At 38.0% G+C, this 21,801-nt stretch carries 21 protein-coding genes and 1 pseudogene; 10 read left to right on the top strand and 12 right to left on the bottom strand.

Annotated features, from left to right (window positions below):
* Positions 1-8: 8 nt before the first annotated feature.
* Positions 9-689: a (d)CMP kinase gene (gene cmk / locus ON09_RS06270; protein ID WP_010600207.1), complete on the bottom strand. Its 681-nt coding sequence runs from the start codon at positions 687-689 to the stop codon at positions 9-11.
* A 73-nt stretch (positions 690-762) separates the two neighbouring features.
* Here cmk and arfB point away from each other — a divergent pair, with 73 nt between their 5' ends.
* A complete protein-coding gene (gene arfB, locus ON09_RS06265) occupies positions 763-1,173 on the top strand; it encodes an alternative ribosome rescue aminoacyl-tRNA hydrolase ArfB (RefSeq protein WP_029204148.1) in 411 nt (136 codons plus the stop codon).
* Here the strand turns inward: arfB and ON09_RS06260 are convergent, their stop codons facing one another.
* Both ON09_RS06260 and lon read right to left on the bottom strand, forming a co-directional pair.
* Entirely contained in the window at positions 1,174-2,124 is a 951-nt protein-coding gene (locus tag ON09_RS06260) for a lipid A deacylase LpxR family protein (protein ID WP_010600205.1), read from the bottom strand. It abuts the gene before it with no gap.
* 84 nt (positions 2,125-2,208) lie between these two features.
* Positions 2,209-4,680: an endopeptidase La gene (gene lon, locus ON09_RS06255; RefSeq protein ID WP_010600204.1), complete on the bottom strand. Its 2,472-nt coding sequence runs from the start codon at positions 4,678-4,680 to the stop codon at positions 2,209-2,211.
* Positions 4,681-4,992: 312 nt separating this feature from the next.
* On the opposite strand from lon, the gene ON09_RS06250 reads away from it, so the two are divergent.
* The gene (locus ON09_RS06250; protein WP_010600203.1) at positions 4,993-5,613 is read left to right on the top strand and encodes a tetratricopeptide repeat protein; all 621 of its coding nucleotides are present in this window, start codon (positions 4,993-4,995) and stop codon (positions 5,611-5,613) included.
* 53 nt (positions 5,614-5,666) lie between these two features.
* Here ON09_RS06250 and ON09_RS06245 read toward each other — a convergent pair whose 3' ends face one another.
* Both ON09_RS06245 and gpmI read right to left on the bottom strand, forming a co-directional pair.
* Complete coding sequence (locus tag ON09_RS06245) at positions 5,667-6,197, bottom strand: hypothetical protein (protein WP_010600202.1); 531 nt, start codon at positions 6,195-6,197, stop codon at positions 5,667-5,669.
* Positions 6,197-7,719 (bottom strand): annotated as a pseudogene (gene gpmI, locus ON09_RS06240) (2,3-bisphosphoglycerate-independent phosphoglycerate mutase). Before gpmI ends, ON09_RS06245 begins: the two are co-directional and overlap by 1 nt.
* Before the next feature lie 207 nt (positions 7,720-7,926).
* On the opposite strand from gpmI, the gene ON09_RS06235 reads away from it, so the two are divergent.
* The 4 genes from ON09_RS06235 to ON09_RS06220 all read left to right on the top strand — a co-directional run bounded on the left by ON09_RS06235 (position 7,927) and on the right by ON09_RS06220 (position 10,856).
* Positions 7,927-8,292, top strand: a complete 366-nt coding sequence (locus ON09_RS06235; protein ID WP_238533615.1) for a DUF4783 domain-containing protein — start codon at positions 7,927-7,929, stop codon at positions 8,290-8,292.
* Between the two features lie 121 nt (positions 8,293-8,413).
* Positions 8,414-9,256 (top strand): carboxylating nicotinate-nucleotide diphosphorylase, encoded by an 843-nt coding sequence (gene nadC / locus ON09_RS06230; protein ID WP_029204147.1) that lies wholly within the window; start codon positions 8,414-8,416, stop codon positions 9,254-9,256.
* A 50-nt stretch (positions 9,257-9,306) separates the two neighbouring features.
* Positions 9,307-9,957 carry a glycerol-3-phosphate 1-O-acyltransferase PlsY gene (gene plsY / locus ON09_RS06225; RefSeq protein ID WP_010600199.1) on the top strand — a complete coding sequence of 217 codons (651 nt, stop codon included), beginning with the start codon at positions 9,307-9,309 and terminating at the stop codon, positions 9,955-9,957.
* Between the two features lie 92 nt (positions 9,958-10,049).
* On the top strand, positions 10,050-10,856 hold the full coding sequence (locus ON09_RS06220) for a M48 family metallopeptidase (protein ID WP_010600198.1): 807 nt from the start codon (positions 10,050-10,052) through the stop codon (positions 10,854-10,856).
* Positions 10,857-10,965: 109 nt separating this feature from the next.
* Here ON09_RS06220 and ON09_RS06215 read toward each other — a convergent pair whose 3' ends face one another.
* The 4 genes from ON09_RS06215 to ON09_RS06200 all read right to left on the bottom strand — a co-directional run bounded on the left by ON09_RS06215 (position 10,966) and on the right by ON09_RS06200 (position 16,666).
* Positions 10,966-12,225, bottom strand: coding sequence for an anthranilate synthase component I family protein (locus ON09_RS06215; RefSeq protein ID WP_010600197.1), 1,260 nt, complete (start codon positions 12,223-12,225; stop codon positions 10,966-10,968).
* A gap of 227 nt (positions 12,226-12,452) precedes the next feature.
* Positions 12,453-13,733, bottom strand: coding sequence for an adenylosuccinate synthase (locus ON09_RS06210; protein ID WP_010600196.1), 1,281 nt, complete (start codon positions 13,731-13,733; stop codon positions 12,453-12,455).
* A 38-nt stretch (positions 13,734-13,771) separates the two neighbouring features.
* Positions 13,772-14,263, bottom strand: a complete 492-nt coding sequence (locus ON09_RS06205; RefSeq protein ID WP_010600195.1) for a Fur family transcriptional regulator — start codon at positions 14,261-14,263, stop codon at positions 13,772-13,774.
* A 195-nt stretch (positions 14,264-14,458) separates the two neighbouring features.
* Positions 14,459-16,666 (bottom strand): RelA/SpoT family protein, encoded by a 2,208-nt coding sequence (locus ON09_RS06200; RefSeq protein WP_010600194.1) that lies wholly within the window; start codon positions 16,664-16,666, stop codon positions 14,459-14,461.
* A gap of 110 nt (positions 16,667-16,776) precedes the next feature.
* On the opposite strand from ON09_RS06200, the gene ON09_RS06195 reads away from it, so the two are divergent.
* From ON09_RS06195 to ON09_RS06180, 4 genes are all read left to right on the top strand, one after another.
* Positions 16,777-17,391, top strand: a complete 615-nt coding sequence (locus tag ON09_RS06195) for a DUF4294 domain-containing protein (protein ID WP_010600193.1) — start codon at positions 16,777-16,779, stop codon at positions 17,389-17,391.
* Positions 17,392-17,396: 5 nt separating this feature from the next.
* Entirely contained in the window at positions 17,397-17,912 is a 516-nt protein-coding gene (locus ON09_RS06190; protein ID WP_010600192.1) for a glutathione peroxidase, read from the top strand.
* 1 nt (position 17,913) lies between these two features.
* Positions 17,914-18,630: a bacillithiol biosynthesis deacetylase BshB1 gene (bshB1, locus tag ON09_RS06185; RefSeq protein ID WP_029204146.1), complete on the top strand. Its 717-nt coding sequence runs from the start codon at positions 17,914-17,916 to the stop codon at positions 18,628-18,630.
* Positions 18,631-18,875: 245 nt separating this feature from the next.
* Positions 18,876-20,237 (top strand): acyl-CoA dehydrogenase family protein, encoded by a 1,362-nt coding sequence (locus tag ON09_RS06180; protein WP_010600190.1) that lies wholly within the window; start codon positions 18,876-18,878, stop codon positions 20,235-20,237.
* A 165-nt stretch (positions 20,238-20,402) separates the two neighbouring features.
* Here ON09_RS06180 and ON09_RS06170 read toward each other — a convergent pair whose 3' ends face one another.
* The 3 genes from ON09_RS06170 to ON09_RS26475 form a co-directional block, all read right to left on the bottom strand.
* Positions 20,403-20,804, bottom strand: coding sequence for a hypothetical protein (locus ON09_RS06170; protein ID WP_010600188.1), 402 nt, complete (start codon positions 20,802-20,804; stop codon positions 20,403-20,405).
* Between the two features lie 2 nt (positions 20,805-20,806).
* A complete protein-coding gene (locus tag ON09_RS26480) occupies positions 20,807-21,247 on the bottom strand; it encodes an aminotransferase class III-fold pyridoxal phosphate-dependent enzyme (protein ID WP_262495820.1) in 441 nt (146 codons plus the stop codon).
* Positions 21,216-21,801: aminotransferase class III-fold pyridoxal phosphate-dependent enzyme (locus ON09_RS26475; protein WP_262495819.1), on the bottom strand; the 586-nt coding region annotated here is incomplete at its 5' end. The genes ON09_RS26475 and ON09_RS26480, both read right to left, overlap by 32 nt.

Raw genomic sequence — 21,801 nt, 5'->3', positions numbered from 1 at the left:
AATTAAAGTTATTTAGCTAAGAATGGTTCTGCTCTTTCTAAAGCAAACGCCAATTGTTCTTCGGGTGTTAAATTGGTGTTGTCTAATACAATTGCATCAGCGGCTCTAACCAGTGGGCTTTCTTTTCTGGTGGTATCAGCATAATCGCGGTGCGCCAAATTTTCGAAAACTTCTTCCAGCGTGGTTTCATTATTACCTTTACTTTCCAATTCCTTAAATCGTCGTTCTGCTCTAATTTTCGGATCGGCGGTCATAAATAATTTCAAAGGTGCATCTGGAAAAACCGTAGTGCCAATATCACGACCATCCATTACAATGTTTTTCGATTTTCCCATGCGTTGTTGTTGTTTCACCATTTCGTGGCGAACAATTTTATGGGCAGAAACTTCACTTACATTTTCTGAAACGGGCATTAAACGGATTTCATCAGAAACCTCTTCGCCATTTAAAGTGATGTGTGATTCGTAATCACGTGAATGAAAATTCAGTTCGATGTGTTGAAGTGCATCAACAACTTTCTCATCATTAGTAATGTCAATATTATTTCTCAGAAAGTAGAGCGTAACGGCCCGATACATCGCTCCGCTGTCTACATAAATGAAACCTAATTTTTTAGCTAATGCTTTCGCTAAAGTGCTTTTTCCGCAAGATGAATAGCCATCAATAGCTATAACCAAGTTCTTTTTCATTCTGCCACAAAGGTAAAAAAACGGACGGATTTAGTTGCTTTTTTTACCTGACTATTCTTTATACTTTTACACCATGTTACCTGCGAAAGAAGATATTTTAAAACATGCAACCTTTAAAACCTCCAGGAGCGGGGGCAAGGGCGGCCAAAATGTAAATAAGGTTTCAAGTAAAGTAGAATTAATTTTCGATTTGGAAAATGCTTTTTTTTTCGATGATGAAGAAAAGGCGCTGTTAAAAATCCGACTCGAAAATCGTTTAGATACCGATGATTTGTTGCATATTGTTTCGCAAGAAGACAGGAGCCAGCTTCTAAACAAAGAGAAGACAATTGCTAAACTGATCGAGCTGCTGAAAAGATCACTTCAGGTAAAGAAAACAAGAAAACCCACAAAAATACCCAAAGCTGTTATTCAAAATAGACTGAAAAATAAATCGGTAAATGCTGAAAAAAAAGCATCTAGAAAAAAGCCAGGTTTGGATTAACTAAATTTTTCCAAAACGATAGTATAAACTTAAGCCACCGTAATTTTGAGCTTTCGCTATACTCTCCACTTCTTTAGTTTTAAATATAATATTAAAGTCGGCAGTAAATCTTTTTGAACTGTAATTTACGCCAAACTGTTGTTCAAATACAATTGGTTTTGTGCCGAAAGTTACCGGACTATCATCATTAAACAAACTTCCCTGAATCGTGGCATCATAGGCCACTATGTTTAGCTGTGGTTTGGCATAAAAGAAAAATTCCGACTTATTTAAAGCTGATGTTTTTGCATTCCCGATTACGGCATTATGATATGCACTATTGAACAGCTGGTTCAGTCTTCCTGCTCTAAATAACACAGATGCTCCCAAGCCAGAAAAGGTTGTTCCTAAATTTGCATAACCCTGTCCGCTTAAATCAACAATCTGATCATTGGAACGAACAAGAAGTTTGCTGTATTGGGCAGCTAAATTGATGGCTAATTCATTTTTAATCTGATAATCCCATCCGTCAGGTGTGTAAAAACCAACCGTTTTGTGCAGAAACTTTTGTGCATCCTGCGCCAGGGAATTCGGTCCAACAGTACCAATCTCCACGCTTGTTTTTAGCACACTTTCTTTTTTAAAAAATACCGAGTAAGCACCACTGGCATACAGATATCCTGCGAAGGGCCGATCCTGGTCTTCTTTTTTCGCTACCTGACCCCAGTAAGGCGTGTACATTTTTTGCCCGACCGAAATTTCATAAGTCTTCTTTTCTATTTTATCTGAAAATTTAGCAGGATCAATGGCTCGGCGGAAATAGATAAATAAACCATTGGTGTAATATCGGTCATTCAATGTTGCCAAATAAGCATCGTTTTCGGTTTTAAATCCAAATTCGTTTTTAAAAGATTGGCCAAATCCAGTTAACGAGGTAAGAAGCAATAGAATAATAAATGAAGATGATCTCATAAAAAAATAGCTCCGATTATTATCGGAGCTATAAAAGTATTTATTGTTATCGGATTTTTATCCGTAAACCTAAAAGATTACAATTTAGTTGACAATTGGCGCAATTTTGATCGTTAAATCCAGCGGTTTTTTAACTTTATTTTTCGTCAATGCCAATTCAATCACTTCACTCATTTCCGTTACGTAATGGAATGTCAAATCTTTGATGTAGCTTTCTTTAATTTCCAAAATATCTTTGCGGTTGCTTTTGCAAAGGATAATCTCTTTAATATTCGCTCTTTTTGCAGCAAGAATTTTTTCCTTAATTCCACCAACGGGAAGTACTTTTCCACGCAGGGTAATCTCGCCTGTCATCGCTAAATTTTGTTTTACTTTACGTTGTGTAAACGCCGAAGTCAGTGCCGTAAGCATGGTTACACCAGCCGATGGACCATCTTTCGGAGTTGCGCCCGCAGGCACGTGAACATGCACATCCCAATTGTCAAATAGGGTATAGTCAATGCCAAATTCTGCAGCATGTGCTCGTAAATAAGCTAAAGCAATTACGGCAGATTCTTTCATCACATCGCCAAGATTACCTGTTAGTGTTAACTTTCCTTTTCCAGGGCTCAAGCTCGATTCGATAAACAAAATATCTCCACCTACACTTGTCCAGGCTAAGCCGGTTACCACGCCCGCAACTTCATTGCCTTCGTAAAGGTCTTTATCATAAATTGGCGCACCTAAAATACGTTCAATATCTTCGTTGGCCAGCGTTACGTTGTATTCTTCTTCCATGGCAAGTTTGGTAGCCACACCACGCACCAATGAACCAATTTTCTTTTCTAAACCACGCACACCCGATTCACGTGTGTAATCTTCAATCACTTTTTCAATTAAAGCGGGTTTAAGGTTGATATCCTTATTTTGTAAGCCGTGATTTTCTTTTTGTTTTGGTAAAAGATATTTCTTCGCAATTTCGATTTTCTCTTCGATAGTGTATCCATTTACCTCGATAATCTCCATACGATCAAGTAAGGCCGGCTGGATGGTACTCAACGAATTTGCAGTTGCGATGAATAAAATATTAGATAAATCGTAGTCAACTTCAACATAGTGATCATAGAACGCGTTATTTTGTTCCGGATCCAACACCTCCAGCAAAGCTGATGAAGGGTCGCCACGATGATCGGTACCAACTTTATCAATCTCATCCAAAACAAAAACAGGATTGTCTGCTCCAGCTTTTTTAATTGATGAAATGATACGCCCTGGCATTGCGCCAATGTAGGTTTTACGGTGACCACGAATTTCGGCTTCATCACGAATGCCACCTAAAGCCATCCGTACATATTTACGGCCCAAAGCTTTGGCGATCGATTTTCCTAAAGATGTTTTACCAACTCCCGGAGGACCTACCAAACATAAAATAGGGGCTTTCATATCGCGTTTTAACTTTAAAACAGCAAGATATTCTACAATACGCTGCTTAACTTTTTCTAAACCAAAATGGTCTTTATCCAGAATACGTTGGGCACGTTTTAAATCGAAATTATCTTTTGTAAACTCACTCCAGGGTAAATCCAAAAGCAATTCGAGGTAATTCAGCTGAACAGAATAATCTGGCGCCGCCGGATTCATTCTTCCTAATTTATCTAATTCTTTATCAAAATGATCGGCAACAGACTGTGACCATTTTTTCTTTTTTGCTTTTTCCTGAAGCGCATCAAATTCCAAATCGGCTGAATTTCCACCCAGTTCTTCCTGAATGGTTTTGAGCTGCTGATTTAAGAAATAATCACGTTGCTGCTTATCAAGGTCGGTACGAACTTTAGATTGGATTTGATTTCTCAATTCCAGCATCTGTAATTCAACCATCAAAAGCTCCATCACCTTTTGCGCTCTTTCTTGCAATTTATCCATTTCAAGGATTTTTTGCTTATCGGCCATTTCGGCATTCATGTTTGATGAAATAAAATTGATCAAAAATGAATTGCTTTCGATGTTTTTTAGCGCAATACTTGCTTCACTTGGAATGTTTGGCGACAGTTGAATAATCTGAGCGGACATTTCACGGATAGAGGCGATAAGTGTTTTAAACTCCTTATCTGCTTTGTGTTTCTGCTCCTCAAATTTCTTTACTACAGCCTTAATGTAAGGCTCGTTTTGTACTTCTTCAATTAAGCTAAAACGTTGCTTACCCTGAATAATTACCGTGGTATTTCCATCAGGCATTTGCAACAACTTAATGATGTTTGCAACCGTACCAACAGTGTTTAACTGTTCAAACGTCGGATCTTCGATGGAAACATCTTTTTGAGATACCACCCCAATAATTTTATTTCCCTTGTAAGCTTCTTTAATTAGTTTAATTGATTTATCTCTGCCAACGGTAATTGGAATTACCACTCCAGGAAATAAAACAGTGTTTCGCAATGGCAAAATCGCCAATGTTTCAGGCGTTTCCTCATTGTTCATTTCCTCTTCGTCTTGTTGCGACATTAAAGGGAAAAATTCGGTATCCTCGTTAATTATTGGCATAGCAGAATGGAAATCAAATATATCTTGTTTACTCATTATCACGTTTTCCTCTCACGACAAACTGGCAGTTTGATCGTATTCACTTCGTTTATTTAGTTGTTAAGGTAATAATTTCAACTCTTGTGCCAAAGTGAAAATAATATTAATCTTATGTTAAAAAGGCAGAGCGACTTTTAATACTCCGCCATTATCATATAAATTGTTTTTTAGCGTTTAAGCTAATGTTTGAGGTATTTAATGCTTGTGCCCCAAAATTAAAAGCTTTTAAATTATCAGAATAGGATTATATTGCAACAAATTTCGTCTTTTTAGGCGGCAGATTTACAGAAAAAACATATTATTCATTACATGAACTACTTTAAGCAAGTTATTTTAGGTTTAATTATTTTATCATCAACCAGCAGTTTCGCACAGAACAATTACGAAAGAAGCATGCAGGCAATGATTAAAGGTGATTATAGAACTGCCGTTACGCAATTGGAAAAAGCCGATACCAAAACACCTGATAATGCTAAAATTTTGCAAATGCTGGGTTATTCATACTTTCAAAATGGCCAATACGAGAAGTGTATTGAAACTTATAGCCGCCTGATTACCGTTAAACCAACAGAAGTATCTGCATATTACTATCGGGGCAAAGCGAGATTAAATATTGCCAACGATCCTAAAGAATCTTTAAACAGTATGCGTGAAAATTTTTACACTGCCTCGATTAAAGATTTTACGAAAGCAATTGAAATAAATGGGGAGGAAGATACCCAAATGTTTCAAAATCGTGGATTAGCTTATAAAGATTACGCAATTTTCAGATCATACAAAGCAAAGAAAAAAGATGAGAAAACGGCTTGCGTAGCGCTATTTAATAATTCAATTTCTGATTTCCAAAGAGTATTAACCATGCAGCCTTTGCGTAAAGATATTATTGATTGGGTTGCTTATGACAAAGCACAAATTGCAAGTTTAAAGTAAGATCTGATTCTAAAATAGAAAACGGGCTTTGAATATTCAAAGCCCGTTTTTTGTTATTTAAACTTTCCGGAGATGGTATATTTTTTTTCGTTCAGCAATCGAATTTTTTGCTGTTTTTTAATGAGGTATAAACTATCAGGATAGTAATATAGCGTGTCATTTGATTGAAAGAGGATATTTTTATTTGCGATAATAATCTCTATCTCCCTAACTTTTGCACCTTGCCCAACAACATAAAGTTTCTTTACAGGGATTTTTTTATTGTTAGAACTGTAGACAACTGCTCCGCCAACTTTTGTAATATTGAAACTGCCCTGCCATGAGGCTTTATTAATATCTGCATTTGCAAAGATTGCAAGTTCCTTTTTCCAATCTGCTACTTTAACTTTCTTGCTCTCGTTAACCCCATTCACACTAACGGTTTTGCCAAGTGTTGGATTGAGTTTTTGCAAACGGGCTACCTCTTTCTCAAAATATCCCTGTAAGTCAAAGTAAAGATTTCTGTTATTCGTTTTTGAATCTTTTTCCTGGATACAAGAAGCCAGGGATACAATAAATATCAGGATATAGATTTTTTTAATCATTATACCAAAACGTTTCCTGTCATTTCTGCCGGAATGGCTACACCTAATATTTTTAAAACAGTAGGAGCAATGTCGCCTAATTTTCCATTAGCTATGGTTTTATAATCCTTATCGATTAATATACAAGGAACAAGATTGGTAGTATGAGCTGTATTAACCGATCCATCGCCATTTATCATGTATTCAGAATTACCATGATCAGCCAATAGGATAAATGAATAACCATTTTCTAAACCTTTATTCACAACAGTTTCTGCACATTTATCGGCTGTTTCCACAGCTTTTACCACTGCATCGAAAACGCCGGTATGTCCAACCATATCCGGATTGGCGAAGTTTAAACAAATAAAGTCGGCCCAGCCAGTTTCCATTTCTGCGGTAATGGCCTCGGTAATTCCAGCCGCACTCATTTCCGGTTGCAGATCATAGGTGGCAACTTTAGGTGAAGGAATTAAGATTCTTTTTCGTTTGTAAACTCTGATTCTCTGCCGCCAGAAAAGAAGAAAGTAACATGAGGATATTTCTCTGTCTCCGCAATACGAATTTGATTTTTGTTGTTTTCTGCCAGAACTTCACCAATTGTTTTCGTAAGATCATCTTTAGTAAAAATGACATTTACTTTCTCAAAGCTCTCATCATAAGAGGTCATTGTAACATAATACAACGGCAGTTTATGCATTTGTTGCTCCGGGAAATCTTTTTGAGTTAGCGCCGTAGTAATTTCTCTTCCTCGATCTGTGCGGAAGTTGAAGCAGATCACTACATCGTCATTTTGTATTGTTGCAACAGGCGCACCATTATCTTGCGTTAACACCACTGGTTTCAAAAATTCGTCTGTAACCCCTTCATCGTAAGATCTTCTAATCACAGCCAGTGCATCTTGAGTTTTCTCTCCGATGCCATTTACCATTACATCGTAAGCTTGCTTTACGCGTTCCCAACGGTTATCGCGATCCATCGCGTAGTAACGACCTACCATTGTGGCCAACTTAGCTGATGTGTTTTCAATATGGTTTTGAAGGTCAGTAATAAAGCCTAATCCCGAATTCGGGTCTGTGTCGCGGCCATCTAAAAAAGCATGAACAAATGTTTTTTCAACATTTGCCTGGTTTGCAGCATCACATAAGGCTTTTAAATGTTCGATATGGGCATGAACACCGCCATTTGAAACCAGCCCAATGAAATGAACGGCTTTGTTATTTTGTTTTGCATAATCAAAAGCGGCAAGCAAAACCGGATGAACGTGTAATTCTTTATCAGCAATTGATTTATTGATTCTGCCAAGTTCCTGATAAACTACGCGACCTGCACCTAAGTTCATATGCCCAACTTCCGAGTTTCCCATCTGGCCGGCTGGTAAACCAACTGCTTCTCCTGAAGCTTCAAGCTTTGAGTTTGGATAGTTTTGCAGTAATGAATCAAAAAATGGTGTGTTTGCAGCATAAGCAGCATCAGAATTATCTTGTCTTCCGTAGCCCCAGCCATCTAAAATTATAAGTGCGAGTTTTTTATCGTTTATCATCTTATTTTGAAAAATTTAATTGAACACGTTTAAAACATTTTCATTTAGAACATGTTTTAGTGTTTTGTTACCTTGGCAAATATAAGTTTATTGGAGCTTATCCAAATGATGAAATCGGTTTTTTGATAAGCTAATGGCATAATTTTAGCTATAGGGTCATTATAAAATACAGAAATGATCCGGAGCTTGTTTTTACTAATTATTAGTTTGTCATCATTAAATGGTTCAAAAGCCTTTCAGGCTGATATTATTGATGATTTATCCTCGTATTTTAAGGCTAGCAATGCCAGTCAGATTGCGAAAAATTTTGCTTCAACAATTGAGTTAATTTTAATTGATGAAGAAGATGTATACTCCAAAGCACAGGGTGAGCAGATTTTAAGAGATTTCTTTATCAAACACCCTCCCGTAAAAACAAGTATTTTTCATAAAATTAATACCAATCCTAACTATCGATTTGGCGTAATCGTTTTGAGTACTTCGAAAGAAACCTTTAGGGTATCAGTAACAATGAAAAAATTTAACAATAGCTTTCTAATTACAGAATTGCGGATTGAACCAGCCAAGGATTAATACAAACCTCTCTAATTTCTTCTCCAATTAGGTAATAGCGTGAATCAAACGTCGCTTTAATTTTGTCAGCGGATTGTCTGCTCACAAATATTTCCTATTTTTGCATCATAAAATCTCAATTTTGGATATTCAACTGATACATCAATTCATAAAAAATGCACTTGCCGAAGATGTTGGCGATGGCGATCACACTTCACTATCAACCATTCCTTCCGGAACGCAAGGCAGAGCAAAATTAATTATCAAAGAGGATGGTATTTTAGCGGGAATGGAACTTGCCGTTGAAATTTTTGCTGTAGTAGATGCAAGCTTAAAAGTTGATGTGCTTTTGCAAGATGGCGCTGCTGTTAAGGTTGGCGATATCGGTTTAACAGTTTCTGGCAGTACCCATTCTATTTTAATTGCAGAGCGATTGGTTCTAAATTGTATGCAACGTATGAGTGGCATCGCAACCAAAACGCATCGCATTGTTTCGTTGTTGAAAGACACCAAAACTAAAATCTTGGATACCCGAAAAACCACACCAGGATTACGCTATTTAGAAAAATGGGCAGTTCGTATCGGTGGCGGGGTGAATCATCGCATCGGATTATATGATATGATTTTAATAAAGGACAATCATGTGGATTACGCCGGGGGGATATCAAACGCCATAAAAGCTGCTCAAAAATATTTAGCCGATCAGCAAAAATCGCTACAGATTGAAATTGAAGTGAGGAATATTGAGGAATTATCTCAGGTATTAGCCACTGGAGGTGTTGACCGTATAATGCTCGATAATTTTAGTTTTGACAATTTAAAGGCAGCAGTAAAGTTGATCGATGGTAAATTCACTACCGAAGCTTCAGGGGGAATAACGGAAGAAAATGTTTTGGAATATGCAGCTTGTGGTGTTGATTACATTTCTATGGGTGCACTTACGCATTCAGTTAAAAGCTTAGATATTAGTCTAAAAGCATACTAAAGGTGATTTGCTATAAAATGGAAAGCTTATTTTTTGTATCATTGTAGGCTATGGTTACGGTTTATTCTCTCAGCGCATTATTAGTTGCCTATCTTTTTGGATCAATCCCTACCGCTGTCTGGCTCGGTCAGGCTTTTTATGGTGTCGATGTGAGAGAATACGGAAGTGGTAATGCAGGAGCAACCAATACCTTCCGTGTTTTGGGTAAAAAAGCCGGTATTGCCGTAATGATCATCGATATTGCGAAAGGCTACACCGCAACCAATCTTGCCTACCTTATTGGCATGTCGGTAACCGGACCACAAAACTCGGTCATATTCGTAAATTATCAGCTTGCACTCGGCGTAACCGCTGTAATGGGACACCTGTTTCCTGTTTTTGCCGGTTTTCGCGGAGGAAAAGGAGTGGCAACCCTTTTTGGAATGATTTTGGCAGTTAACTTCGAAGCATCTATGCTTTGTGTTCTGGTTTTCGTGGTGGTGTTATTATTAACTAAATATGTTTCATTAAGCTCCATTTGTGCGGGATTTACTTTTCCATTAAGTGTAGTCTTTTTGTTTCAGGTTTCAATAAAATCTGAAGTGCTATATGGCATGGTAGTTTGTATATTGATTTTGGTTACCCACCAAAAAAATCTCGAAAGATTGCTGAAAGGCAAGGAATCTAAAGTGTATTTGTTTAAGAAAAAAGCTAATAATTAACAAAAACACATTCACTAAAACTTATTTGTAGGCATGCTGTTTATTACTTCGGTTTGCTAAAACAAGTATTACTAATCATTTAAAATTGCGTTATGAAAAAATTATTTTTATCAGCAAGTGTTGCTGGGGTTTTACTATTTAACTCATGTTCTACTGTTCCTCTAACGGGAAGAAGTCGATTTGATTTAGTTAGTAATGATCAGGTTCTGCCAATGGCATTTCAGGCGTATAGCACATTTTTAACCGAAAACAAGGCAACTGTTTTGTCTGCCAACAATGCTCAGGCTTTAAAGGTAAAAACAATCGGGAGTAGATTAATTACTGCCGTAAAATCATACATGAACAGCAATAACTACGGTAATCTTATTGCCGATTATCAGTGGGAAGTGAATGTGGTACAGAATAACGAAAAAAATGCCTGGTGTATGCCTGGTGGCAAAATTGTAGTTTATACCGGTATTTTACCAGTAACCCAAGATGATGCTGGTTTAGCAACAGTGATGGGGCATGAGATTGCACACGCTATCGCAGGTCACTCGGCTGAACGCATGTCGCAGGAAATGGTGGCTCAGGGAATTGGCGCAGCGGCAGGGGTAGCGCTATCCAAAAATCCAAAAACACAGGGTATTTTCAATACACTTTATGGTGTTGGTACACCGGTTGCGATGCTAAAGTTTAGCAGGAACCAGGAATTAGAGGCTGATAGATTAGGTTTGATATTTATGGCGATGGCTGGATATAATCCTCAAAATGCCACTGCTTTCTGGAATAGAATGTCTGCTGCATCTGCGGGTGCACAAAAACCAGCTGAGTTTTTAAGTACGCACCCTAGTGATGAAACACGTATTGCTCAGATTCAGAAATACCTGCCTGAAGCACAACAATATTATAAGAAATAACAAGGGCAGAAGGCTTGAAGTGAAGGGTGGAAAGTTGGTATAATGCTAATTTTCCACTTTTTTATTTTATGGCTAACCAGCTATTTAAATTATAGTAAACCACTATTGACTATTCAGCATTCAGCACCTTCAAAATAGCACTTGCTTTAAGCAAACATTCCTCATATTCTTTCTCCGCATCGCTATGATAAGTGATAGCCCCACCAACCTGGAATGATAAATACTGATTAGCTGAATGATAAAGGATACTTCTTATCACCACATTGAAATCAAAATTTCCATCAGGACTAATGCAGCCAAACGAGCCAGAATAAATACCTCTTTTTGTTTCTTCATATTGCTCGATCAATTTCATTGCTTTTACTTTAGGCGCACCCGTCATTGATCCCATTGGGAAAGCATTTTTGATGGCATCAATAAAATGAATCGCTGAATCAAGTTCGCAAGTGATGGTAGAAATCATTTGATGTACTTGTGGAAAGCTGTAAATGCCAAATAGTTCTTCAACTTTTACCGAGCCTTTTACCGCCGATTTCGTTAAGTCATGACGAACCAAATCAACGATCATTACATTTTCTGATTGCTCCTTAACGTCGTTTCTAAGCTGAATTTTGATTTGCTCATCTTCTTTCGAATCAGCACTCCTTCTCGCAGTTCCCTTTATAGGTTGTGATATTAATTTCGAACCACGTTTAGCTAAAAAACGTTCCGGTGTTGACGACAAAATATAATGCTCATTAACCTTTAAGAATCCAGCAAATGGAGTAGGGGAGATATCATTCAACAAACCGAATGTTTCAACTGGGTTAATTTTCGCATTTTCGGCAAAAAACTCCTGGCAAAAATTCACTTCATAAATATCACCACGGATAATGTGTTCTTTTAATTTTATTATCTTGTTAAGGTATGCTGTTTTTGAGAGCCTTCGCTCAATGTTCAGGTGACTGGTAGATTCACTTTCTTCAATCGTGAAATTATTTATTTCATTTAAAACAGCATCATCGCCAATTAATACTTTAGCCATTCCGTTTTTAACCGCAATTAAGTATTTAGGGGTAAAAAAGTATAGTTCAGGGAAATTTAGATGATCAGTATTGTTAGAAACCAAATCTTCAATTTCGTTTTTCAGATCATAGCTGAAAAAACCAAAAAGCCATTGTTTGTTAGCTTCCTGGAATGCTTTTAGTTGTTCAAATGCATTGCCGGAGTTGCATTGAATTTCTGCCTGAACGTCAGCCGCTAGAATAAAATCATAAGCTGAGTAAACATCGGGATATTGGTTGGAATCTAATAAACAACAAACATCGAACTGGTTAGCCCAGTGTAATGCCTTTTGTTTGAATGCTGATGTATGATCCGTGTTTTTCAAGCTGCGGCAAAGGTAACTAAACCCGACATAAGTGGAAAGCTCCCGGTGTAGATTCTTTCAATTTGCGAAACCGTAAAATCGGGACTTGAAACATTGGCGGGGACTAACGTTAATAGTTGTAGTTGATATGCTTTCCAATAAAAAAAGCAATCCAAACGGATTGCTTTCATATTTTTAATTTATCGTGACTATAAAGCTGAAAATATTTCAGCTCTGTGAACCCTATATTAACGTAATTCTAAGGTTTGGGCTCTATCAGGACCAACAGATAAAAATTTAATTGGCACTTCTAATTCTTTTTCTAAGAACGCGATGTAGTCTGTTAGCTTCGATGGAATTTCATCAACTGAGGTGATTTTAGTAACGTCAGTTGCCCAACCATCAATAGCTTTTAAAACTGGTTTTGGTTCGATTGAAATAATGTCGTAAGGCATATAATCAATGGTTTCGCCATTATATTCGTAGTGTGTACAAGCATAAATGGTATCAAAGGTATCTAACACATCAGCCTTCATCATGATCAGTTCGGTTACACCGTTGAGCATAATAGCATATTTTAATGCAGGAAGATCGATCCAGCCGCAACGACGGGCACGACCAGTAGTTGCACCAAACTCATGACCTAAAGCACGTAAATTTTCACCAACTTCATTGTCTAACTCAGTGGGAAACGGACCGCCACCAACACGGGTACAGTAAGCTTTAAAAATACCGTAAACTGCACCAACTTTATTAGGCGCAATACCTAAACCAGTACAAGCACCTGCAGTTGTGGTATTACTTGAAGTTACAAAAGGATAGGAGCCGAAATCTACATCTAATAATGTTCCCTGTGCACCTTCAGCTAAAACAGCTTTTCCTTCTTTTAAATAACCATTAACAAAATGCTCGCTATCTACATGAGGAATGCTTTTCAAGAATTCAATAGCCTCAAAGAAAGATGCTTCTTTTTCAGCCAATTCGTATTCGAAACCTTCATAATGAGAAAGGATTTCGGTATGTTTTTCTACTAATTTATTATAACGTTCCTTAAAATCCGGAAGGGTAGTATCGCCAACACGTAAACCATTACGGCCAGTTTTGTCCATATAAGTTGGGCCAATACCTTTCAATGTTGAACCGATTTTGTTTTTACCCATGCGAGCTTCGTTTGCTGCATCCAACAATTGGTGGGTTGGTAAAATCAGGTGCGCTTTACGGGCAATAACCAATTTGCCTTCTGCAACAGGATCATGACCAGCTTTTTTTAAATTATCAAGCTCTCTTTTTAAAATGATAGGATCGATCACTACACCATTACCGATAAGGTTCATGGTTTTTTCGTTGAAAATTCCTGATGGGATGGTGTTCAGTACGAATTTTTTACCATCGAACTCTAAAGTATGCCCGGCATTTGGACCACCCTGAAAACGGGCGATTAGATCATATTTCGGACTGAGTACATCAACGATTTTTCCCTTTCCTTCATCGCCCCATTGCAGGCCGAGAAGTACATCTACTTGCGTCATTATTAAAAATTTAAGCTGGTTTTATTTTGTGGATTGATTTAATTTGCTTCGAGCTTTGCAGCCTCAGTTTCATTTACTTTTCTAGCCATACTGCAATCTGAGCAGAAGCCATAAAGGTTTAAAGAATGGTGTTTTACATCAAACTTTAAAAGATCGCCAACCATGGTTTGAATTTGATGGATTCGAGGATCGCAGAATTCTACCACCTTACCGCACTCAATGCAAATCACATGATCGTGCTGACGGTAACCGTAAGATTTTTCGAACTGCGCCATGTTTTTACCAAACTGATGTTTGGTAACCAGATCACATGAAACCAATAATTCTAAAGTATTATAAACCGTAGCCCGGCTTACACGATACTTTTGGTTTTTCATGTGGATATAAAGGGTTTCAACATCAAAGTGATCGTTTCGGGAATAAATTTCTTCCAGGATGGCGAAACGCTCTGGTGTTTTGCGTAGATTTTTGTTTTCTAAATAAGCCTCAAAAATCTTGCGAACGAGCTCATTTGTATTTTGTTCTGACATAGTTTTTAAACTCCGTTCAAAGGTAGGTAATTAGTTTGATTGTTTAATTGTTGGATTGTTGAAATGTTGTAATAACTCGGTTGCAGGTTATCAGTTACAAGTGGCAGGTTGTGTGATACTGATTAGATATCAAAAATAAATTCGTGTGTTAAACCTTTTTCCAACTGGCTTCTAAACCTACAACCAATAACCCATTTAAGCATCAAATCTTGTTACACCGGTAACGCCTCTAACTTTTAGTAAGTTTCTGATTAAGTTTTCCAGGTGCTCCGTATCATTTACAAAAATCATAATTGAGCCATCAAAAATCCCTTCATTGGTATCCACCGTAATTGATCGCATGTTTACTTTAAAATCTGTAGAAATAACCCTGGTGATGTTATTGATCAATCCTACATCATCAATTCCAACAATGCGAAGTCCGGTTAAAAATGTTAATTCCTGTTGTTTGTTCCATTTTGCTTTGACCACGCGATAACCATAATTAGCCATCAGTTGCGCAGCATTAGGACAGTTGGTTCTGTGGATTTTAATACCCTCACTTACGGTAATGAACCCAAAAACATCATCTCCGGGAATTGGATTACAACATGCTGCGAGCGTGTAATCAATGCGTTGCATGTCTTCTCCAATAAGCAAAATATCCGAATCACCACCTTTAATTTTATTTTTGATCCCATCTACTGAAAGGTTTTCCGGGCGTTCCGGGCCGCGGCTTTCTACTTCTTTTTCGGTATTCAGATATTCTTTAATGTCTTTAAGCTCGATTTTGCCTAAAGCAACGTTCACGAACAGCTCTTGCGTAGAAGGAAGTTTGAAGAAATAACTGATTTTCTGAATGTTATCAGTGTTGTAGGTGATTTTTAGCGATTTCATTTTCCGCTCCAAAATCTCTTTCCCGTTGTCAGCTATTTTCCGCTTTTCTTCTTTTAGTGATGACTTAATTTTGGATTTAGCTTTCGCCGTAACTACAATATTTAGCCAGTCTTCCTTAGGCGTTTGCTTGCTGGAAGTGATAATTTCTACCTGATCGCCATTTTGAAGTTTGTATGAAATTGGAACCAGTTTGTGGTTCACCTTTGCGCCAATACAGGTTGCACCGACACCGGTATGAATTTCGAAAGCAAAATCTAGGGCGGTAGCACCTAATGGCAATTGAATCAGAGCGCCCTTTGGAGTAAAAATGAAAATTTCATCAGAGAAAAGGTTCATTTTGAAATCGTCGAGGAAATCCAGGGCATTTGCTTCAGGATTGCTCAGCATTTCTCTAACCTTCTGAATCCATTGATCCAAACCATTATCATTGCTTGATTCTTTGTATTTCCAGTGTGCAGCAAAACCTTTTTCCGCAATTTCATTCATGCGTTGTGTACGGATTTGCACTTCAACCCACTGTCCGCGGGGACCCATCACTGTAGTATGCAAACTTTCGTAGCCATTTCCTTTTGGCGAAGAAACCCAGTCTCGCAAGCGATCGGGATTCGGCCGGTATAAATCGGTAACAATCGAATAGGCTTTCCAGCAATCAGCTTTTTCGTTTTCGTAGGCGCTGTCTAAAATGATACGAATGGCAAAAAGATCATAAACCTCCTCAAAAGGAATATTTTTCTTTTTCATTTTATTCCAGATGGAATGGATAGATTTTGGACGGCCGTAAACGTCGGCCACCAAACCCTGTTCATGAACAATTTCATCAATAGGTTCAACAAATTTCTTAATGAACAACGCCCTTTCTGCCTTTTTCTCGTTAAGCTTTTTTGCAATAAATTTGTAAGTATCGGGATCAAGATATTTCATTGAAAGATCTTCCAACTCTGATTTAATGGCGTATAAACCTAAACGATGAGCAAGTGGTGCGTATAAATAAATTGTTTCTGATGCGATTTTAAGCTGCTTATGGCGGGGCATAAAATCCATTGTACGCATATTGTGCAAACGATCGGCAAGCTTGATCAAAATTACGCGAACATCATCTGCAAGCGTAAGCAGCATTTTCCTGAAGTTTTCTGCCTGTAATGAGCTATTGGTATCAAATACGCCAGAAATTTTGGTTAAACCATCAATAATCTTTGCCGTTTTCTTTCCAAATTCACGTTCAATATCCTCCAGTGTAATGTCGGTATCTTCCACCACATCATGTAACAAAGCGCAAACAATCGAAGTAGTACCTAAACCAATTTCTTCTGCTGCAATTTGAGCAACCGCAATTGGATGATAAATATATGGTTCGCCCGATTTTCGGCGCATATCTTTATGGCTTTCCAAGGCCATATCGAAAGCTTTTCTGATCTCTTTCTTATCGCCCCGCTGTAATGTAGATTTACTTGCCCGTAATAATGCCCTATATCTTTTTAGAATTTCCTGCTTTTCCGCCTCTAAATCAATCACTAACTCTGTTTTCATTTGTTTTTTTTGCGTAAAAATTTTCGTCTTATATATGAATAAAACTTATATTAGTTCTGTTGAACGACTAATATATGAAATAACACCTAACTTTGTGAAAGTATAAATTTATGAAATTTAAAGGGCTATTCATTCTGTTTATTGTCATGATTTTTGGTGAAAAACTAAAAGCGCAAGACCCGGTGCAGCCAGTTTTTCCTAAACTTGGTAAACAGGATACCATTCAGGTGGCCTCTACAAATGATAACGGGGTGATGATTCCCTGGATGCAGTTGCAGGATGTTAGCATTTTTGCAAACAGAATCTGGAAATCTCCGGCAGAAAAGGCTGCTTATAACCGATTGCGTTACAATGTGTTGAAAGTAATGCCCTATGCTATATTTGCCAAACGCAGGTATGAGCAACTGGAGCAAGATATAGCCCGCACCCCTGAAAAAAGGGAGCAGAAAAAGTTGGTTAAACAGTGTGATAAGGAAATTAAAGACATGTTTAACCGCGAGATTAAGGAATTGACCATTACTCAGGGACAAATTTTAACCAAACTTATTGATAGAGAAGTTGGAAGAACAACATACGATATTGTAAAACAAACAAAAGGCGGTTTCGCTGCCTTCTCCTATCAAATTGTAGCCCGGGTAGTTGGGCATAATTTAAAAAGCACCTATAATCCAAATGAGGATCGGGATATTGAATCCATCATTCGTACTTCTGGATTTTACCAATAAAAATAATGCAGGAGCGCATTCCGAATATTTACTCCTTCAAGGTTAAAAAGATTAATGGCGATGATCAGCCATTGTCGGCCTTCCGAAATAAAGTTTTACTTGTGGTTAACACGGCATCTGAATGTGGATTTACGCCACAATTGAAAGAACTTCAACAATTAAGAGAGGAGATTAATCATCCTGATTTCGAAATTTTAGGTTTTCCGACAAATGATTTTGGTAAGCAGGAACCGCTAAACGGATTGGATATCGCCACCTTTTGCGAAATTAATCACGGCGTAAAGTTTCCGGTGTTTGATAAAATTATGGTTCGCGGAGAATTTATCCATCCACTTTATCAATTTCTAAGTGATAAAAAACAAAATTCGAAGCTGAACTCAAAACCGAGATGGAATTTCCATAAATATATTATAAACAGAAAAGGAGAGCTGGTTGATTTTTATTTTCCTTTCACCAAACCTTTAAGCTCAAAAATTAAGAAAAAAATTCATCAGCTGTTGAATGAAAATGCCAATAAATAATATGAAGTTAGATATTTTAGTTATAGCCGTTCACCCCGATGATGCAGAACTTTGTTGCTCCGGAACTATTTTAAAACATATTGCACTAGGAAAAAAGGTTGGCATTGTCGACTTAACCAGGGGGGAGTTGGGCACCCGTGGTACTGCTGAAACCAGAGATGAAGAAGCTGCAGATTCTGCTAAAATTCTAGGTTTACACGCCCGTGAAAATTTAAGAATGCGGGACGGTTTTTTTCAAAACGATGAATATCATCGCCTGGAAGTAATCAAAGCGATCAGAAAATATCAACCAGAAATTATTTTAAGTAACGCCCTTGAAGATCGTCACCCAGATCATGGCAGGGCAGGCGACTTGGTTTACGACTCCGTTTTTCTATCAGGTTTGCCTAAAATTGAAACAAAACTTGATGGCGAAAACCAAGCTGCACATCGGCCAAGATTACTGTTGCAGTATATTCAGGATAGGTACATCAAGCCTGATATTATCGTTGATATTTCCGATCATATGGATAAAAAAATTGAATCGATCAAGGCATTTAAAACTCAATTTTACAATCCGGATGTTGATGGGTTACAGACTTATATTTCCTCTCCTGAGTTTTTTGAAACCATTACCGGCCGTTCCCGTGAATTTGGTAAAAGTATTGGTGCCACTTTTGGTGAAGGTTTTACTTCCAGAAAGTTGCTTGGCGTAGATAATCTATTTGATTTAAAGTAATTCTATACTGAACCGCAAAAAAAAAGCATAGCGCAATTTTATCGCACAGTGCATCAAGCTTTGATAGAGAAAACCGAGGCAGATCAATACTAAGACTCAGTATTCTTTCATGCATCTTTATTTGTGTGCACCGTGGTTGAATAAAATTTTTCCAGGAGCTAATAGATTCTTCCTTATCCTGACTGAAGAGAAAGCGCAAATCCAACAAAAGCGCCGCTCATTTGTTATTCTCGAAACGAATAATAATGGCGAATATATTTTCTTCACTCAAAAACGCGTATAACCTCTTCAAGCATGTAGATTTTGCTAAGCTTGATGCATTATCAAGAAAAGTTGATTTGCCGAAAATGGTCGAAACCATTTCAAGTCTTGATGATAAGCAAATATCAGGCATGATGAAAATGATGGGCGGTTCTGGAAAAAAAAGAGAACTGCCTCCAATTGATGGAGATTTTTATCAGTTGGGCGACGAAGCACTTAATGATGAGGACCGTGAATTACAGTTAAAAGTAAGGGCGTTTCTAGAGAAAGAGGTAAAGCCGATTGTAAATCATTATTGGAACAGAGCGGAATTCCCATTTGAAATTATCCCCAAACTTGCCGAGCTTAACATTTGTGGCTTAACTTATAAAGGTTACGGTTGCCCGGGAAAATCTAATTTAATGGAGGGAATTCTGGCAATGGAAATGGCCAGAATTGATACTTCGATTTCTACATTTTTTGGTGTTCAAAGTGGTTTAGCCATGGGCTCCATTTATCTTTGTGGGTCTGAAGCTCAGAAGCAGCAATGGCTTCCTTTAATGCAAAAGTTCCAAGTTATTGGTGCATTTGGCTTAACTGAACCCGAAGTAGGGTCGGCAGCAGCTGGCGGTTTAACTACCACATGCAAAAATGTTAATGGGAAATGGATTTTAAATGGTCAGAAAAAATGGATTGGTAATGCCACATTTGCTGATATCTTAGTTATTTGGGCTCGTGATGAAGGTGATGGCGAAGTAAAAGGTTTTATTGTTAAAAAAGATAATCCCGGGTTTGCGGTAGAAAAAATGCAGGATAAAATGGCTCTGCGTATTGTTCAGAACGGAATTATCACGTTAACAGATTGTGAGGTTGAAGAGGCAGATCGCCTGCAGAATGCAAACTCGTTTAAAGATACCGCCAAGGTTTTACAGATGACCAGGGCAGGGGTTGCCTGGCAAGCGGTGGGTTGCGCCCGAGGCGCCTATGAAAATGCGCTGGATTATACCAGGACCCGTAAACAATTTGGAAAACCAATTGCATCTTTTCAGTTGATACAAAATCATCTGGTAGAAATGTTATCAAACCTAACAGCTATGCAAACTTTGTGCTTCCGGTTGTCGCAACTGCAAGATCAAGGATTACTAAAAGATGAACATGCATCTTTGGCGAAAGTTTTCTGTTCATTGCGTACCAGAGATGTGGTAAGCAAAGCCAGAGAGGTAATGGGTGGAAACGGTATTTTGCTGGAATACAATGTTGCCCGTTTCGTGGCTGATGCAGAAGCAATTTATTCTTACGAAGGTACGAAGGAGATTAATACCTTAATTGTAGGTAGGGCAATCACCGGCTTCTCGGCATTTGTATAGCAATGCAACTGGGTTGCGACATTGGTGGTAAGCTGCGCTGTAATCGCTATCTAAACCCGATTGGCTCGGATGCCAATCGGTTTCAATGTGGCAAAAGGGAAAGCGGGACTGGCGATACCATAAGGGCTGAGCTGGTCATTTGCAGGAGAAAAATGATCTTAAATTCTAAAATGGATGCTTATTGAAAGCCACCTGGCTCATTGCACTTTTTTCATATAAAGCGATGCATGATTGATTAAATTGGGGATCAAAGTTTACCTCTCCAGGTTGCAGTGTGTTGGGCACATTTGCATTTTGCATAAAGAAGTAAACTTTAGTATTCCCATATTTAGTGTGAGGCATTAAGTTGCCGTAATCTTCCATCTCTTTCCAAACAGAATCTTTAATGGTTACAACATAAATACGTTGTACTGGCCCGGTATTATTGGCATTTCTATATTTCGCAACTTCTGTAAAACCAGCTTTCATATCTTCTATACCAGGCTGGTTAAAGGTGTCTCTTGCGATAAAAAATATCAGAATCAAAACGAAAGCTGATACGAAATAGATTAAGGATTTTCTGCTCATGCCTACAATAAAGGCAATATTTTTTCCATCACCGTCAAACCTTCGTCAATATGTTTTTGCTCGATACAAAGTGCCGGGCGGAAGCGGATGGTTTTCTCCCCACAACCTAAAAACATCACATTATTTTCCATGCCTTTACTGATGAAAGCATTACGCATTTCTTTGTTTGGGAAATCGAATGAGCATAATAAGCCACGTCCTCTCACATTAGTCATTTTGTCGAATTTATTTGCGAACTGTAGCAGTTGCGTTTGGAGATACGAGCCAATTTTTTCTGCATTTTCACATAATTTATCTTCTTCAACAATTTGCAGAATTTGCGTAGAACGAACCATGTCTACCAGATTTCCGCCCCAGGTGGAGTTGATGCGGCTTGGTACTTTGAAAACATTGGTTGCTACTTCATTAACCTTATTCCCAACCAAAATACCGCATACCTGCATTTTTTTTGCCAAAGGCTACAATATCTGGTCTTGCTTTTTCGCTAAAATGCTGATGACACCAAAATTTGCCTGTTAAACCTACGCCGGTTTGTACTTCATCATAAATCAAAAATGCCTCGTTTTCATCAGCAATCGATTTTAACTGGATTAGAAACTCTTCCCTCAAGTGATTATCGCCACCTTCAGACTGAATAGGCTCCACGATAATGGCACAGATATCGTCTTTGTTTTCCGCAAAGGCTTTTTTAATCTGAGCAATTGATGCTTCTTCTGTCTGAATGGCGTGTTGCAAATGATCCCCGGAAAGTGGAAATTTTACCTCAGGAACCGAAACTCTTGGCCAATCGAATTTAGCGAACCATTTCGTTTTATCAGGCAAGGTGTTGGTTAAGCTTAAAGTATAACCTGATCTTCCGTGGAAGGCTCTTTCAAAATGCAATACTTTAAATCCTTTTTCTTCGGTATATCCCTTGGCGAAGTTCTTCTGTACTTTCCAATCCATGGCTACTTTAATCGCATTTTCAACCGCAAGTGCACCTCCGGCAATAAAAAAA

The organism is Pedobacter agri PB92, assembly GCF_000258495.1.
In the GTDB taxonomy this organism is placed as follows: domain Bacteria; phylum Bacteroidota; class Bacteroidia; order Sphingobacteriales; family Sphingobacteriaceae; genus Pedobacter; species Pedobacter agri.
The sequence above is the reverse complement of the archived record's forward strand: the minus strand, read 5'-3'. Positions and strand labels throughout refer to the sequence as shown.

What these genes read in the sequence shown, in the direction of transcription:
- bshB1 (WP_029204146.1), top strand. Translation starts at nt 17,914, where the DNA reads ATGAAGTTAGATATTTTAGTTATAGCCGTTCACCCCGATGATGCAGAA.
- ON09_RS06195 (WP_010600193.1), top strand. Translation starts at nt 16,777, where the DNA reads ATGAAATTTAAAGGGCTATTCATTCTGTTTATTGTCATGATTTTTGGT.
- plsY (WP_010600199.1), top strand. Translation starts at nt 9,307, where the DNA reads ATGGTTACGGTTTATTCTCTCAGCGCATTATTAGTTGCCTATCTTTTT.
- ON09_RS06170 (WP_010600188.1), bottom strand. Translation starts at nt 20,804, where the DNA reads ATGAGCAGAAAATCCTTAATCTATTTCGTATCAGCTTTCGTTTTGATT.
- lon (WP_010600204.1), bottom strand. Translation starts at nt 4,680, where the DNA reads ATGAGTAAACAAGATATATTTGATTTCCATTCTGCTATGCCAATAATT.
- ON09_RS06210 (WP_010600196.1), bottom strand. Translation starts at nt 13,733, where the DNA reads ATGACGCAAGTAGATGTACTTCTCGGCCTGCAATGGGGCGATGAAGGA.
- ON09_RS06190 (WP_010600192.1), top strand. Translation starts at nt 17,397, where the DNA reads ATGCAGGAGCGCATTCCGAATATTTACTCCTTCAAGGTTAAAAAGATT.
- arfB (WP_029204148.1), top strand. Translation starts at nt 763, where the DNA reads ATGTTACCTGCGAAAGAAGATATTTTAAAACATGCAACCTTTAAAACC.
- ON09_RS06180 (WP_010600190.1), top strand. Translation starts at nt 18,876, where the DNA reads ATGGCGAATATATTTTCTTCACTCAAAAACGCGTATAACCTCTTCAAG.
- ON09_RS06250 (WP_010600203.1), top strand. Translation starts at nt 4,993, where the DNA reads ATGAACTACTTTAAGCAAGTTATTTTAGGTTTAATTATTTTATCATCA.
- ON09_RS06205 (WP_010600195.1), bottom strand. Translation starts at nt 14,263, where the DNA reads ATGTCAGAACAAAATACAAATGAGCTCGTTCGCAAGATTTTTGAGGCT.
- ON09_RS06245 (WP_010600202.1), bottom strand. Translation starts at nt 6,197, where the DNA reads ATGATTAAAAAAATCTATATCCTGATATTTATTGTATCCCTGGCTTCT.
- ON09_RS06260 (WP_010600205.1), bottom strand. Translation starts at nt 2,124, where the DNA reads ATGAGATCATCTTCATTTATTATTCTATTGCTTCTTACCTCGTTAACT.
- ON09_RS06220 (WP_010600198.1), top strand. Translation starts at nt 10,050, where the DNA reads ATGAAAAAATTATTTTTATCAGCAAGTGTTGCTGGGGTTTTACTATTT.
- ON09_RS06200 (WP_010600194.1), bottom strand. Translation starts at nt 16,666, where the DNA reads ATGAAAACAGAGTTAGTGATTGATTTAGAGGCGGAAAAGCAGGAAATT.
- cmk (WP_010600207.1), bottom strand. Translation starts at nt 689, where the DNA reads ATGAAAAAGAACTTGGTTATAGCTATTGATGGCTATTCATCTTGCGGA.
- ON09_RS26480 (WP_262495820.1), bottom strand. Translation starts at nt 21,247, where the DNA reads ATGCAGGTATGCGGTATTTTGGTTGGGAATAAGGTTAATGAAGTAGCA.